Source organism: Echinicola pacifica DSM 19836, from assembly GCF_000373245.1.
GTDB classification, from domain to species: domain Bacteria; phylum Bacteroidota; class Bacteroidia; order Cytophagales; family Cyclobacteriaceae; genus Echinicola; species Echinicola pacifica.
This window is the reverse complement of sequence record NZ_KB890738.1, coordinates 603562-618603: the sequence shown is the minus strand read 5'-3', so window position 1 is coordinate 618603 and position 15042 is coordinate 603562. Positions and strand designations below refer to the sequence as shown.

The 15042-nt window shown below is 43.9% G+C and carries 11 protein-coding genes; all 11 read left to right on the top strand.

Features of this window, described 5'->3' with window-relative positions; translation table 11 throughout:
• Nucleotides 1-189 precede the first annotated feature (189 nt).
• The 11 genes from B050_RS0102550 to B050_RS0102490 all read left to right on the top strand — a co-directional run bounded on the left by B050_RS0102550 (nucleotide 190) and on the right by B050_RS0102490 (nucleotide 15013).
• Nucleotides 190-1146 carry a class I SAM-dependent methyltransferase gene (locus tag B050_RS0102550; protein ID WP_018472312.1) on the top strand — a complete coding sequence of 319 codons (957 nt, stop codon included), beginning with the start codon at nucleotides 190-192 and terminating at the stop codon, nucleotides 1144-1146.
• A gap of 340 nt (nucleotides 1147-1486) precedes the next feature.
• Nucleotides 1487-2467 carry a FecR family protein gene (locus tag B050_RS22810; protein WP_018472311.1) on the top strand — a complete coding sequence of 327 codons (981 nt, stop codon included), beginning with the start codon at nucleotides 1487-1489 and terminating at the stop codon, nucleotides 2465-2467.
• A gap of 84 nt (nucleotides 2468-2551) precedes the next feature.
• Nucleotides 2552-6031: a SusC/RagA family TonB-linked outer membrane protein gene (locus B050_RS0102535; protein WP_157492497.1), complete on the top strand. Its 3480-nt coding sequence runs from the start codon at nucleotides 2552-2554 to the stop codon at nucleotides 6029-6031.
• A gap of 26 nt (nucleotides 6032-6057) precedes the next feature.
• Complete coding sequence (locus B050_RS0102530; RefSeq protein WP_018472308.1) at nucleotides 6058-7494, top strand: SusD/RagB family nutrient-binding outer membrane lipoprotein; 1437 nt, start codon at nucleotides 6058-6060, stop codon at nucleotides 7492-7494.
• A gap of 125 nt (nucleotides 7495-7619) precedes the next feature.
• Nucleotides 7620-9185: a calcineurin-like phosphoesterase C-terminal domain-containing protein gene (locus tag B050_RS0102525; RefSeq protein WP_018472307.1), complete on the top strand. Its 1566-nt coding sequence runs from the start codon at nucleotides 7620-7622 to the stop codon at nucleotides 9183-9185.
• 297 nt (nucleotides 9186-9482) lie between these two features.
• On the top strand, nucleotides 9483-10049 hold the full coding sequence (locus tag B050_RS0102520; protein ID WP_018472306.1) for a gluconate 2-dehydrogenase subunit 3 family protein: 567 nt from the start codon (nucleotides 9483-9485) through the stop codon (nucleotides 10047-10049).
• Complete coding sequence (locus B050_RS0102515) at nucleotides 10042-11739, top strand: GMC oxidoreductase (protein ID WP_018472305.1); 1698 nt, start codon at nucleotides 10042-10044, stop codon at nucleotides 11737-11739. Before B050_RS0102520 ends, B050_RS0102515 begins: the two co-directional genes overlap by 8 nt.
• 642 nt (nucleotides 11740-12381) lie before the next feature.
• Entirely contained in the window at nucleotides 12382-12672 is a 291-nt protein-coding gene (locus B050_RS0102510; RefSeq protein WP_018472304.1) for an ArsR/SmtB family transcription factor, read from the top strand.
• 434 nt (nucleotides 12673-13106) lie between these two features.
• Nucleotides 13107-13754 (top strand): helix-turn-helix transcriptional regulator, encoded by a 648-nt coding sequence (locus B050_RS0102500; RefSeq protein ID WP_229802421.1) that lies wholly within the window; start codon nucleotides 13107-13109, stop codon nucleotides 13752-13754.
• A gap of 90 nt (nucleotides 13755-13844) precedes the next feature.
• On the top strand, nucleotides 13845-14528 hold the full coding sequence (locus tag B050_RS0102495; protein WP_026235567.1) for an ion channel: 684 nt from the start codon (nucleotides 13845-13847) through the stop codon (nucleotides 14526-14528).
• Between the two features lie 131 nt (nucleotides 14529-14659).
• Nucleotides 14660-15013, top strand: coding sequence for a DUF3127 domain-containing protein (locus B050_RS0102490; protein ID WP_026235566.1), 354 nt, complete (start codon nucleotides 14660-14662; stop codon nucleotides 15011-15013).
• Nucleotides 15014-15042 lie beyond the last annotated feature (29 nt).

The window sequence follows — 15042 nt, the reverse complement described above, 5'->3', positions numbered from 1 at the left end:
GTTGACTTTAAAGCTATGTTTTTACAGAATTATTGATTATTTTCAGTATAGACCACTTTGTAAAATTAGGAATTGGTTTTGTGATAAATGCTGTTTGAATAGTACTAGTATTATTTACCAGAATTCGGGCTTAGCCGTTTACTTTTAGAAAGTATTTATAAAGGGTGAAAGAAGTAAAATTTTTATAATATGGATGCTGAGAAGAAAAATACCGTCTGTGTGGCCTGTGGAAATGAGAGGGACAATATTGTTTTTTATGCCTCAGAAAAGCGTCTTGGCCTTGGGCATAAGTTTGATTATATGGAATGTGGCTTATGCTTATCATTACAGCTGGTGAGTCCTCCTGAGAATATGATGCAATATTATAGTTCTGAATATTTTTCTTTCAGGAAACTAAAGAATTGTGGATTTATAGGGTCCATATTCAAAAGGTCGGCATGGCTTTTTTATAAGTGGGGAATCATCCGAACGGTCCAGCCCGCTTACCTCAATTGGCTTAGAATCCTTCGTGCTACCAAGCATCAGGCGATAGCGGATATTGGTTGTGGAAATGGCCAATTGAGCTATGACCTGCGGTGCTGTGGTTTTGACAATCAATATGGCTATGATCCCTTCCTTCCCAAAGAGGTGAAAGAACCTGGATTGACCCTGCAGGGCTTAGAACTCCAGGAGGTCAGGGGGAAATTTGATATCGTGATGATGAATCATTCCTTTGAGTATATGGAATACCCGCAGGAGATATGGGGACAACTGAGTAAGATCGTTAAGGAAGACGGGAAGCTGCTAATCCGCCTGCCAGTAACAGACAGTGAGGTTTGGAGAAAGGAAAGGGCAGATTGGTTTCAGCTAGATCCTCCGAGGCATTTATTTATCCCCAGTATCAAGGCCATGAATGACCTGGGGAAGAAATTTGGTTTCCATCTTTTTTACACTGAATTTGACAGTACTGAAGCGCAGTTTGCTTATACTTCCTTATATAAACAAGGGAGGAAAATGGTGGATCATGAATTGGAAGATTATTTTTCTAAAGAAGAGCTCAAGAGCTTAAAGGCCAAAGCCGCACAACATAATCGATACCAAATAGGTGATCAGGTATGCCTATACTATCAGAAAGTGGCAGACCTGCCTAAAGCAAGTTCCTATTAGCAGCTTGCAGGAATGTGGATATATAAGCATCCTTGCCTAAATACCTATTTATCGATTATTTTTATAGCTACCTAAAGTTATAGCTCAGGCTGGTATATTTTTTTACTATAAGCTGGCCCCATTGCCCAACAGATTAATGCTTCAATAAAAATCTCCTCTGAATACCTCAGGCTGGGACCATGAATGCCTTTTGAAATACTTTTTATTTGCCCGGCAGGGCTAAGCCTCTCCTTAGTTATCCAAACATCACCAAAGACTCGATTTTATTAACATTTTAGTAACCGTTTTTGACGGTAGTAATGCACTGTGCAGGACACTTTATAGATGAACACAGCACATAATGCAAGTAGATAAAACTATAGAAAAGTTAATTGCAAAGTCCCTACGCGGCAAAATCAGCACTGAGGAGCAAAATCAGCTGAATGACTGGTATCGTGAATCGGCGCAGGAGGTGGAGGAGATTTCTGATTATAAGCTTCGCAAAAAAGAAGAGGTAAAAAATGCAATTTTTTGGGAGGTGGAGAAAAAGATCACCCCACATGCGCAGCTATTTCCAAGAACCAGAAATCAGTCCATCCCTTTCCAATGGGCAGTGGCTGCTGGTCTGTTGGTAATTATTTCTATGAGCTGGCTTTTTCGATTTCAGCTGGGACATAGCGCAGAGAGCACCGATAGGACTGGCCAATATGAAGTGTTTTCTAATCCCGCAGGCACCAAGCGCAAAATCAAACTGCCTGATGGAAGTAGTATTCACCTTAACCATAATAGTGAGGTGCAGGTGGCGGCGGATTATTCCAGCAATCGACTGGTGAAGCTCAGCGGTGAGGCTTTCTTTGAGGTGAGCCCCAATAAGGAGCTCCCATTTCGCGTGCTGACCGAGTCTCTGGAGACGCGCGTCCTAGGGACTTCCTTCCTGGTAAATGCCCGGCCCGGCAGCCCAGAATCTGTGGCCGTAAAAACCGGTCTGGTCAAGGTCCAGCTGTCTAACGAGATAGGGGAAACCTTGGAGCCACTTCAGCAGGTACGGCTAGAAGCGGGTGAACTGAATAGAACAGAGCTTATTGATGCTGAGAGCGTGTTTGGCTGGACAGAGGGAAAACTGGTCTTTCGAAATTCTACCTTGCCGCAGGTGCTAAAAGCCCTTGAAGATTGGTACGGGGTGACTATAAAATCCAATGTTGATAAATACCCCAACTGCAGGCTCACGGCTACTTACCATAACCTAAACTTGGAGGACCTTCTGCTGGCCGTCAATTATTCGATTCCCATATCCTATACTATAAATCAAAAAAATATAATTCTAAGAATCCAAGGCTGCTAGGAAGGCGGAGCTGCTCCAACAGCCCCGCCGAAGATATAGGCAGATTTAAATGCAAAAGCTAATTCTACCAATCCAATCAAAATTATGAAAAAAAATTTACATGAAACCTTAAAGTACCTTACGATGAGGCTATTCGCGATGGTTTTTTTCTGTCTTAGCACCATGCAATGGTCCATGGCAGAGCGGGCAAACGCCCAGAAGTTAACGGACACCTATATTCGGCTTGCCGAAAGTAGCTATGCCTTGGAGGAGGTATTTGCAGAGGTGGAGAAGCAAAGCAATTTTGAGTTTTCGTATGAGAGTGATCTCGAAATCAGCGGAGAGGTGAAAATCACTAGGAAGAAGCAGAACCTAGAGCTGCTCCTGCAGGAGATTTCTCGTCAGTCGAATCTGAAATTTATGCAGGTGAATACCACTTTGGCCATATCCACCAAGAAAACCAGTCTTGCTGAGCAGCCATCAGCAATTGCCCTGACGGGCAAGGTGATCGATTCGGAATCTGGTGAAAGCCTGCCTGGGGTAAATATTCTCCTTAAAGGAAAAGGTCGGGGTACTGTTTCCGATCTGGAGGGGAATTTTGCTATTAATGCCCTTGAAGGGGATGTATTGGTATTCTCCTATGTGGGCTACCTGAATCAGGAATATACCATTAGAAATTCTGCAGCCATCACGATAAGCCTGCAGCTGGATAGTAAGGCGCTGGATGAGGTGGTGGTGACTGCTTTAGGGATAAAGCGAGATGAGAAGGCCCTGGGATATGCGACACAGAAAGTGGATAGCGAGCAGTTGCTGGATGCCAAATCCAATAACTGGGCAGATGCGCTAGTGGGCAAAGTGGCCGGTCTTAATGTGCTATCTTCTGGCTCCGGACCGATGAATTCCAGCCAGATCAGCTTGCGAGGTGATAATTCCCTAAACCCTAATGGGAATAGTGCCTTGATCGTATTGGATGGAGTGCCTATGAATAGTGGCCTGACCAGCTCAGGGGTGAGCTCTGCCTATGGTGCTGGATCTGGTAATGATGTGCCAGTGGATTTTGGCAATGGTATCGCTGATATCAACCCCGACGATATCGAGAATATTACAGTGCTCAAAGGAGCCAGTGCCACCGCCCTATATGGTAGCCGTGCTGCCAATGGCGCACTGGTAATAACCACCAAATCAGGAAGCAAAAAGGACAAGGGAATCGGTGTATCGATCAACTCTAATTTTAGCATGAACGATGTGCTCAGATGGCCTGATAGCCAATATGAATATGGTCAGGGAACAGGGACTGCCTTCAATACCGAAGGTGAGCTGTATTATTCCTATGGGGCTTCCGAAGATGGAAAGAGCACGGGCGGCACCTCCAGTGGCTTTGGGCCGAAGTTTGAAGGTCAATATTACTACCAATATGATCCAAGCCTCGAAGATCAATCTGCCGAACGCCAGCTATGGAGACCTTATGAAAACAATGTGAAGGATTTCTGGGAAACAGGATTTACCTTCTCCAATAATATTGCGCTGGAAGGCGGTACCGAAAAAGGAGGAATGAGAGCCTCTCTCACCCATACCAAAAATGAATGGATCATGCCGAATACGGGTTTTGAGCGATTCGTGGCCGCACTTAGCGTGCATCAAAACATTACCGATAAACTGAAAGTAAATGCCAAGGTAAACTATACCAATAAGGCCAGTGATAACCTACCAGCTACTGGCTATAACAACCAGTCAATCTCCTATTTCATGATTTTTCAAAATCCAAGTATTGACTTGGAGTGGTACCGACCGATCTGGAAAGAAGGAATGGAAAATATCGAGCAGCTGCATCCTTTCTCTAGCTATATAGATAACCCCTTCCTTATCGCGTATGATATGACCAACTCGGTGAATAATAATGCCATGGTGGGCAATCTGTCAGCAATATATAGCTTTGATGATCATTGGGAGCTGATGCTGCGCTCGGGATTATCACTGAGCCAAGAGGAGCGCGCGATGCAAAGACCCTATAGCTCCGCGAATTTTCAGCGCGGCTATTATAAGGAGCAGGATGTCAGTAATTATGAGATCAACTCGGATTTCCTTCTTACCTATAAGCAGCATTTCGGAGATCGATTTGATTTGCGCGTCAGCGCCGGGGGAAATACCATGACCCGTAAATACCGGAATGTGAGTGCCTATGTGGATGGGCTGGTGATCCCTGGAGTCTATAAGCTGGCCAATGGAATCAATAACCCCGTGCTGAGCACTTATGACAATAATAGAGAAATCAACAGTCTCTATGCCCTGGCTTCTTTCTCCTTCGAGGATAAGATGTTCCTGGATTTGACAGGTAGAAATGACTGGTCCAGTACCTTGCCGATCCAGAATAATTCTTTTTTCTATCCCTCTGCAAGCTCCAGTTTTATCTTAACGGACCTATTTTCTCTTCCGCAGGAGATCTCTTTTGCGAAGTTTAGACTATCTGCCGCGCAGGTGGGCAATGATACCAGCCCTTATAAAACCAGTAAGTATTATGGGCAAAGCGAATTTCCAGGCTCCGGATCAGTACCTACCACCCTTTATAATGTGGACTTTAAGCCAGAGATAACCACCAGTTATGAAACGGGGATCGAATTGATCTTCTTCGATAGACGCTTGGGCGCAGATATAAATTTCTACCGCAGCATCACCGAAAACCAAATTCTGGAGGTGCCTGTGGATCCCACCACCGGCTATAACCGTGCGGTGCTGAATGCTGGAAAAGTCCAGAACCAAGGCATAGAGCTGGTCCTTAATGGCTCACCTGTGGTTTCTCAAAACTTCAAATGGCAGACTTATATCACCTGGGCCAAAAATGACAATGAGGTGCTGGAGCTTACCAACGGATATGATGACAGCCAGGTCATCGCCACAGGCGGCAATGCCCAGATCATCGCAAAGGTCGGTGGCACCACGGGTGATATTTACGGTTATGGATTTGTGAGAAGCCCAGAGGGCGAAATTGTATATAATAAATCCGGACTTCCTGAGCGCCCGGATGATATCTCCTATCGTGGCAATGCTTATGCCAAGTGGAAAGGTGGATTTAGAAATGAGTTTACTTACAAAAACTACCGATTGAGCGTGCTGTTGGATGGCCAATATGGGGGGATCATCTATTCCCAAACCCATCATAAAATGTCTGAACAAGGCAAGCTGAAGCATACCCTTATGGGTCGTGAAGACGGATTTATCATCGGGGACGGAGTGGTGCTGAATGATGATGGTACTTACTCTCCGAATACCACTCAAACGACCGTGCCGGCTTATTATCGGGAATATTATCGCAGGGCAAATGTCGAGTCCAACTCATTTGATGCTTCCTATATCAAACTTCGGGAAGTGAGATTTGAGATGAATATCCCATCGGTATGGCTAAAGAAAATGATGATCAGACAGGCTTCTATCGCCGTATATGGCCGTAATCTAGCGCTGATTTCTGACTTCCCCATCTTTGATCCTGAGACGGCCGCCTTGAATGGAGGAAGCTTGATGCCAGGGGTAGAAATCGGCCAGCTGCCGACGCCACGGACCTTTGGGCTGAACCTCACCTTAAAACTGTAATTTTTCTTTACTGAAAAGCAAAAAATATGAAACGATCACTCTATCAAATTGCCCTCTTGGCTTTCGTGCTATTCTTTCAAGGCTGCACGGCTGACTTCGAAGAAATCAATACTGACCCAAATCGTATCGATAGGATCAGCCCAGGTACGCTGCTGAATCCCATCATCTATGAGGTGGCTAGCTATAATACCCGTAGGGCAGATTCCTGGACTTTTCAGATCATGCAGGTTGCACTTCCTTATCCATCCAGTGCGGGAGGATACCATCGCTATGATATCAGTGAATCTGCTGGGAATGGCACCTGGGATACCTATTACCGCTGGCTGGTGAATATCAAGGAAATGCGTCAATCTGCTGAGGATGCCGAGGATCCCAACTATGCAGCCATCGCCATGACGCTTAATGCCTGGGTGTATAGCCAGCTGACGGATTGCTTCGGAGATGTGCCCATGAGAGAGGCCAGCAGTGCCGAGGAGGGGATTTTTCGTCCTGTTTTTGATACTCAGGAGGAGATTTATACTCAGATCTTAGCTGATTTGGAGCAGGCCAATAGCCTGTTTGACCTGACAAGGGAGATGCAATATGGCGATGATGTGCTCTTTCACAATGAGGTATCCCAGTGGCAGAAATTCTGTAATTCCTTAAGACTAAGACTGCTGCTTCGCGTGTCCAATCGAGCAGAAACGAACGCTTTTGCAGAAATGGCAAGGATGATCAATGATCCGGGAAGCTATCCAGTATTTGAAAATACGGCAGAGTCGGCCATCCTGAAAGTAACTGGCGTAACTCCTAATCTCTCTCCCTGGGGCAGAGCGATAGATTTTACCACCTTCAGATCGATGAGCTCCTTTTTTATCGATCAGCTCAACAGCCTAGAGGATCCTCGTAGGGCAAGATTTGCTACTCAGGCCAGGGATCTGGACGGCACCACGCCGATAGGGTATCAGGGGATTCCTTCTGGATATCAAGGAGATGAAAACCAATTTCAGTATATTCCCTCAAATCATAATGTGGCCCTGGTGGAGGCACCGATGATTTCCCTTATCCTCAGCTATGCAGAGGTGGAGTTTATCAAGGCAGAGCTGGCGCAAAGAGGATACATTCAGGCGGACGCCCAGATGCATTATGAAAATGGCGTACGAGCAGCCATGGAGCAGTGGGAAGTGGAGATTTCTGGGGATTATTTCCTAAATCCCGCCGCAGCCTATGACGGTACTCTTGAGAGGATCATGCTTCAGAAATACTTAGGTCTGTATTTCAATGACTATCAGCAGTGGTTCGAATACAGGAGGACTGGCTTGCCGGTATTGCCCGTGCATGAGGGAATGGAAAATGACCAAAAAGTCCCTGTGCGATTTATGTACCCGATCGATGTGAGATTACAAAATGCCGCCAATTATGAGGCAGCGGTCACTCGAATGGGTGGCGATGATATAAACACCAAAGTTTGGTGGGAAAAATAATTGCCTTGCGGCAAATCAATACTTCATTCCATCCAGCGGGCTTCAGGCCAGTGCTGGATGGATTTTGGTGTAAAAATAGTCTAATGAAATCTATAAATTAATTCACTTAAATCTGTCACAGTACAATGAAAAAATTACTTTTAACAGGCTTAATCATTTCCGCCAGCTTAGCGGTATCTGCCCAGGAAACCGCCAAAGGGAGGGTTTTTGCCGATCTTAATGGAAATGGCAAAAAAGACGGCCGCGAGGAGCTCCTCGCTGGAGTATCCGTCTCCAATGGCATCCAAGTGGTCCAGACCGATGATAAAGGTCGGTATGAGCTTCCTGTGAGCGATGATCAGATTGTCTTCGTCATCAAGCCAGCTGGCTATCAGGCTCCTGTAAATGAAAAAAACCTTCCTCAGTATTTCTATATTCATAAGCCTGAAGGCTCTCCAGAATTGGATTTTGAAGGGGTGAAACCTACTGGCAAACTACCGAAGAAGCTTGATTTTGCCCTGGTTCCTATGCAGGAAGATAAGGAGCAGTTTACCGCTTTGATCTTTGGTGATCCTCAGCCTTATACGATTGAGGAGGTAAATCACTTTGCCAATGGCGTGGTATCCGAGGTGGAAGGAATCGATGGGATCGATTTTGGACTTTCCCTAGGAGATTTGGTGGGCAATGATCTTGACTTATTTAAGCCCTATATAGATGCCACCGCCAAAGTAGGGGTGCCATGGTATAATGTATTGGGTAATCATGATATTAATTTTGATGTGACCGAAGATCACCTTGCAGATGAAACGTTCGAAGCTCATTTTGGTCCAGCAAATTATGCCTTCAATCATGGCAAAGTACACTTTATCGTATTGGATGATGTGATGTATCCAGATCCAAGAGACCAAAGTGGCTACTGGGGTGGCTTCCGTCCGGATCAGCTGGAGTTTGTGAAAAATGACCTTCAATTTGTCCCTAAAGATCATTTGATCGTCATTGCTGTGCATATTCCACTGAGCGAGCCTAGTGGAGATCCCTTCAAGGACGAGGATCGCCAGCAATTGTTTGACCTGCTGAAAGACTACCCTAATACCCTTTCTCTATCTGCGCATACGCACCTGCAGCGTCAAGACTTTTTCTTTGAGAAGGATGGCTGGGGAAATAAGAATCCTCACCACCATTATAATGTGGGCACCACTTCCGGTGACTGGTATTCTGGAAAGCTGAATGATAAGGGAATCCCTGTATCCACGATGCGTGATGGTACGCCAAAAGGTTATGCCTTTATCGAGTTTGACGGCAACCAATATGAGGTCAGGTATAAGGTAGTGGATGAGCAGGAAGGCTATCAAATGGCCATTTTTGCGCCTAAAGTGCTGGCCAAGGATAGCCGAACTTCTGCTGGGATATTCGTGAATTTCTTTATGGGCTCCGACTCGGATAAGCTTCGCTATAGAATCGATAATGGCGAATGGAAGGATATGAGTTTTATGGAGGAATATGATCCTACTTATATGCTGGATGTCTATCAGTGGGATACCACTGAGGAGATTTGGGAGGGACGCCGACCATCAAATCCGGTGAAAAGCACTCACCTGTGGAGAGCTAATATCAATACTAAGCTCGAAGTAGGCCCTCATACCATAGAAGTGGAGGCCACGGATATGTTTGGTAAAAAGCATTATGGTAAGCGCACTTACCATATCAGATAAGTTTTGCTGATTTAGTTTGTTGCCGGCCTACAGGAATGTGGGCCGGCTTTTTTTTGCTCTGAGGACACCATCTTCTCTCTGGCGATCGCAGGGATTATCCTAAATTGATTTCCTTATCAGCAGTATTCTCCACCTTGGATTTCACAAAATCAAAAAAATAATGGAACTTAGGCAGGTCAAAACAGAACCGCCTCGAAGAAGAGGATTGAATTTACTATTCAATTGGTTATTTGGCTAAACCGTTTTATCTTTTCAGAAAAAATATCATTTAACCCAAAAAGCCCCTAAAAAGAGACTATGAACAGAAGATTAGCATTAAAACAACTTGCCTTAGCTGCAGGTGGCATTGCGCTGATCCCTTCCTGTACTTTCAGCGAGGAGGAAGTGCTTACCGCCTATGATGAGCTAGAGATCACCGCAAGTGATGCGGAGCAGCTACAAGCAGTAATCGATACGATTTTTCCCAAAACCACCCTTAAGGGCGGTGTTGAGCTAGGCGTAGATCAGTTTGTATTAGTAATGGCCAACGACTGCCTGGCAGAGAATGAGCAGCAGCAATTTGTCAAAGGCCTAAAAGGATTCGGTAGTTTTACCAAAGAAAACTTTGGCACCTCCTTTACCAAAATGGATGAGGCAGAGAGAAAAACCCATCTTCAGAGCATGATGGCTGGTACTGAGAAAAAAGGTGAACAGCAGTTGGCCACTCAGGAATTCCTGGCGATCACCAAGAAGTTTGGTCTTCAGGGATACATGAAATCGGAGTATTATATGACCGAGATCATGCCTTATCAGCAGGTGCCGGGCCCTGTATTTATTGGTAAAAAGAAAATTGACGCAAGCGAAAAAGTGAATATCAATGGCTAATCTAAATATAAAGAGTGAAGAGGCAAACACCTATGGGGCCATCGTCATCGGCTCAGGAATGAGTGGAGGCTTTGCCGCCAAGGAACTTTGCGATAAAGGCGTCAAGACGCTGGTGCTGGAGCGTGGCAGAAGTGTGGTCCATAATAAGGATTACCCTACTACGAATATGCTTCCCTGGGAATTTGACCATAAGGGCCAGATTCCGGAGGATATACAGAGAGAAAACCCAGTGGTGAGTCGTTGCTATGCTTTCAGAGAGGATGCAGCGCACTTTTTTGTGAAAGATAAGGAGCATCCTTATATTCAGGAGAAACCTTTTGACTGGATAAGAGGATATCAGACGGGGGGAAAATCACTCCTGTGGGCGCGGCAGGTGCAGCGTTGGTCGGACTTTGATTTTGAAGGCCCTGCCAGGGATGGCTTTGCGGTGGACTGGCCGATACGATATAAGGATCTGGCGCCTTGGTACAGCTATGTAGAAAAATTCGTAGGCGTAGCGGGCTATGCGGATGGCATTCCCCAGCTTCCTGACGGTGACTTCCTGCCTGGAATAGAGCTTACAGCCGTGGAGGATTACTTCAAAGGAGTCGTGGAGCAGCAGTATCCCGGCAGAAATGTGATCTCTGGCCGATGTGCACACATCACTGGCAATGCCGAATATTATGCAAAACAAGGACGAGGCATCTGCCAGCACCGCGTGCTATGTCAGCGTGGTTGTCCTTTCGGAGGATATTTCAGCTCCAATTCGGCTACCTTACCTTGGGCCGCCAGGACTGGAAATCTAACCTTGCAAAATGACGCCGTGGTGCACTCGATCATCTATGATGAAGGGAAAGGAAAAGCCACCGGAGTACGCGTGATAGATGCGCATACCAAAGAAATGACAGAATATTATGCTCCTGTGATCTTCCTGAATGCCAGTGCTCTAAATACCAATTTGATTCTTATGAATTCTACTTCCTCCCGTTTCCCGAATGGGCTTGGAAATGATAATGATATAATGGGCAAATACATAGGTTTCCATAATTATCGTGGGGGTGTCTCTGGCGAATATGAGGGGCTTGGTGATTTTACCACTGAGGGTAAGCGGCCCACCAGCGGCTATATGCCCCGATTTAGAAATGTCCAAAAGCAGGAAACAAACTTCCTTCGAGGTTATGCCGCAGGCATCCATGGTACTCGGGCCAAGCATGTAAGTTATGATGGACTTGGGGAGGATTTGGTCAATAATATCTCTTCTGCTGAATACGGATCATGGCATATTGGTTCGCATATGATGGGCGAGACCATTCCTAAGGAAACCAACTATATCGCCCTCGATGAAAGTCAGAAAGATGAATGGGGCATGCCTCAGCTTCGCGTAAACGTCGAATATGATCAGAATGATGAAGATATGATCAAAGATTATAGAGAGCAGGTGTCTGAGATGTTTGATGCGGCTGGATTCAAAAATATCAAAACATGGGATGATGAACGTCGTCCTGGTTTGGATATCCACGAAATGGGCGGGGTGAGAATGGGTCATGACCCTAAAACTTCCCTACTCAATAAGCATAATCAGCTTCACGCCTGCCCTAATGTCTATGTGACCGACGGGGCCTGCATGACTTCCACCAGTACCCAAAACCCTTCCCTAACCTATATGGTTTTGGCAGCAAGAGCTGTGGATCACGCTTTCGGTAATTCCTAAGTCGCTAGATTTTAGTCGTTAAATATTTGGACCGCCTTTTGGGCGGTCCTTTTTTATGATGCATGACGGCAATGGCATTACCCTTTTCTGGCCAGCTAATTTTTTTATAATGGCATATTCATGAGATCATAAATACTTCATATTGAATTGGCCTTTTGAGATTGTAAAAATGAATGAAATTCATAAAGTTTTTCTGCTTTCTATCTATGGTTCAGTTGTACTAAATCGGATAGAATAAAAGGTCGATATGGCTATTTTTGAGACCAAATGATGAGGTGAGATTTTCTCCTTGATAATGAAATCCCTCTAATCCGCTCTGATAACTCTTATTATACCTAGCCTTAGCAAAGGGTGTAAGGTTTTTTCTGCGGACTGGTTGAAAGTATAAACTTTATTTCGAGCTTGATAAATTATTTTTCAGCCTTATACCCATCAAAAAAGTAGCGTTTTATTAGGTAACTAAATAGTTTCCTACATTAGACGTAACCCTTTGGTTTCATTTTTAGAAAAACTTTAGTAAATTTATGCTGTTAATTAGCATTGCCGAGTAGGGCATTGGATAGGGTATGACTTTTATTTAAACTGATGCTATAATTAAAGTTATCCACAATATAGCACTAATATTATTTATTAATACAGGATATGAAACTTAAGAAAGATGCTTTCAAAGCAGTCTCTGATAGTAATAGAAGAGCTATATTAATGATATTGTCCCATCAAGATCATACCATAAGCGCTTTAGCGGATAATTTTGAGATGAGCCGTCCGGCGGTATCGAAGCATATCAAAATTCTGAGTGAATCGGGGCTTATCCACATCCAGAAAAAGGGTCGTGAAAGAATCTGCAAACTCAACGGTGCAGGATTTGAAGAGCTTTCTTTGTGGATAAATTACTTCGATACCTTCTGGAAAGAAAGGTTAAAGAACCTGTAATTTGTTGATAGTTCTACATTTTTCTCCATTTAATAGATAGCTATCCACATTCTACTTTTCATTTAGGGCTCTCAGCATCTGCTTTTTATTTTTTCTTTTCGCCTGACCCATAATATTTAGTACTTGGAAGGAATACTTAGGTATTTGCAGCAATTTTCAGGGTATATGCTCATTTTTAGCGGCATTTTTGATCGTTTTTGTAGGTAAAATTTAATTTTGGCATGATAAAAGCCTTATTTTCATAAAAATAATATCTTTGCAAATTGGATTTGGATACGAGGATCATGAAGAGAGGAATACCTAGTTTAATAGATATGTGGAAAGATGGCTATTCGAGCCATTTAGATAAATTTCATCCTTATAAGGCTTTGGAGCAGTTGAAACACATTGCTTCACTATTCAGCCCAGGTGAGTTTTTTTATTTTGTTTTAAATATGAAAGATTTAGGGCTGGAGTACTTACACCCTAGTGTCACCAAATTTATCGATGTGGATCCGGAAAATACTTCGATGGAAGAATTGCTTAAATGCGTAGTATCGGAGGATTTGGATTCTGTACAGCGGAAGGAGATGGTGCTAAGGGATTTTCTGGAAAAATTCTCTGAACCTCAGGAATTGCCGTTTTACAAAATACTCTATATGTATCGCCTGAAGGACCGATATGGAAAGTTCCGTACCATGCTTCTTCAGGTAAATGTCCTTTCTGTATCCCAAAAGGGAACCATCGAGCATGTGCTGAGTGTGCATACCGATATTTCTTATATGGGGCTAGCTAAGTCTGACCACATTTCTTTTATCAGTTTGAATGGCGATAAATCTTTCTATAATGTGGAAACCAGCACGGGTGAGTTTGATGCTAATTTACTAGTTGGTCCTGTGGATAAGATTGGCAATGTACTCAGCAAGCGGGAATTGGAGGTCATTCATTCCTATGCTTTAGGAATGCAGCCAAAGGAAATCGCTGATTTACTGAATATCTCTGAGAACACTGTGCGTACCCACCGTAAAAATGTGCTTAAGAAAACCGGCCATTCCACCATGGCCAGCTTAGCCTCCCAGTGTGTGATGGAAGGGCTGATTTGATGACTCACCATTTTTTTGATTATAATTCCTCCTGAGAAATTGTGTAATGGAGGAGTAATTATCTATCATTATGATCTATTTTGATAATTCATGGCAAAAATTAGGTCAATTCTGGAGAACAATAAATACGAAGTGCTGCTAGCATCGCTAATAGTACACTTGTATTCTGCTGTATTTTTTGAGGATCTTACCGTTTACATCATTTACATCTGGCCACTAACCACCTTATTATTGGGCCTGGCAAGTGTGGGCGTATTTATTGAAAAGGGCCCTTGGAAAATAGCGATTAAAAATTCCCTTCTGGTGATCGTCACCCTTCTTCCTATTTCCCATTCGTTCCTAAAGGAACACCAGGTATTTATGCAGATACTGAGTTTGCTATATGTGGCATTCTTTGCATTGATTATGTGGGAAGTGATTAAATTCCTCATAAAACCAAGTTATGTCAATGCCGATATCATCTTTGCTGCGGGCTGCGGGTATTTCTTGCTAATAGAGATTAGCGTATTCCTTTTGCAGTTTATGTATTATAATCATCCCGGCTCCATTGGGCCTCTGCATTCGGCTAAGTTGGCTGATACCTATGTGGATTTGATCTATTTTGCCTCGATTATCCAGACCACCATTGGTTTTGGGGATATCACCCCGCTGGTACATACCACGAAATTGGCCGCCTCCTTCCTTGGAGTGTTGGGTCAGTTTTATAATGTGGTGTTGGTGGGCATTTTGATTAGCAAGTTTTCCTCAAAAATCAGTTCTAAGAGGTCATTTTAATTTCCTTGAAAATCAAGTAAAAGGGATGGTGGAATTTAAAATTCTGCTATTAAATGGTCTTTTACTTTTTAATAAAAAGGGTGATTGATTACCTTCGTAGATTCAAGCCGAAACAAAAATTAAATAACGATATGGAATTAGAAGGTAAAATCATTCAGATTATGCCAGAGCAGTCTGGCAATGGCCGTAATGGGACTTGGAGAAAGCAGGATTATATCCTAGAAACGGAAGGGCAATACCCAAAAAAGGTATGCATGACGATTTGGGGTGATAAGATTGACCAATTTGCGCTCAAAGAGGGTGAAGCTGTGAAGGTAGGTATCGAGATCGAAAGCCGTGAGTACAATAGCAGATGGTACACCGATGTGAAGGCTTGGAGAGTGGATCGTCCAGGTGGAGGTTCAGCCCCTGCTCAAAGCAACAATTCAAATTCGGAAGTAAGCACCTTCAATGATGACGGAGGAGAAGATATTTTGCCTTTCTAATTGAGGTAGATTTATCAAAAAGTTTATAT

Bases quoted from the DNA above. Each gene is read 5' to 3' on its own strand.
- B050_RS0102550 (WP_018472312.1), top strand. From the start codon at position 190: ATGGATGCTGAGAAGAAAAATACCGTCTGTGTGGCCTGTGGAAATGAG.
- B050_RS22810 (WP_018472311.1), top strand. From the start codon at position 1,487: ATGCAAGTAGATAAAACTATAGAAAAGTTAATTGCAAAGTCCCTACGC.
- B050_RS0102535 (WP_157492497.1), top strand. From the start codon at position 2,552: ATGAAAAAAAATTTACATGAAACCTTAAAGTACCTTACGATGAGGCTA.
- B050_RS0102530 (WP_018472308.1), top strand. From the start codon at position 6,058: ATGAAACGATCACTCTATCAAATTGCCCTCTTGGCTTTCGTGCTATTC.
- B050_RS0102525 (WP_018472307.1), top strand. From the start codon at position 7,620: ATGAAAAAATTACTTTTAACAGGCTTAATCATTTCCGCCAGCTTAGCG.
- B050_RS0102520 (WP_018472306.1), top strand. From the start codon at position 9,483: ATGAACAGAAGATTAGCATTAAAACAACTTGCCTTAGCTGCAGGTGGC.
- B050_RS0102515 (WP_018472305.1), top strand. From the start codon at position 10,042: ATGGCTAATCTAAATATAAAGAGTGAAGAGGCAAACACCTATGGGGCC.
- B050_RS0102510 (WP_018472304.1), top strand. From the start codon at position 12,382: ATGAAACTTAAGAAAGATGCTTTCAAAGCAGTCTCTGATAGTAATAGA.
- B050_RS0102500 (WP_229802421.1), top strand. From the start codon at position 13,107: ATGAAAGATTTAGGGCTGGAGTACTTACACCCTAGTGTCACCAAATTT.
- B050_RS0102495 (WP_026235567.1), top strand. From the start codon at position 13,845: ATGGCAAAAATTAGGTCAATTCTGGAGAACAATAAATACGAAGTGCTG.
- B050_RS0102490 (WP_026235566.1), top strand. From the start codon at position 14,660: ATGGAATTAGAAGGTAAAATCATTCAGATTATGCCAGAGCAGTCTGGC.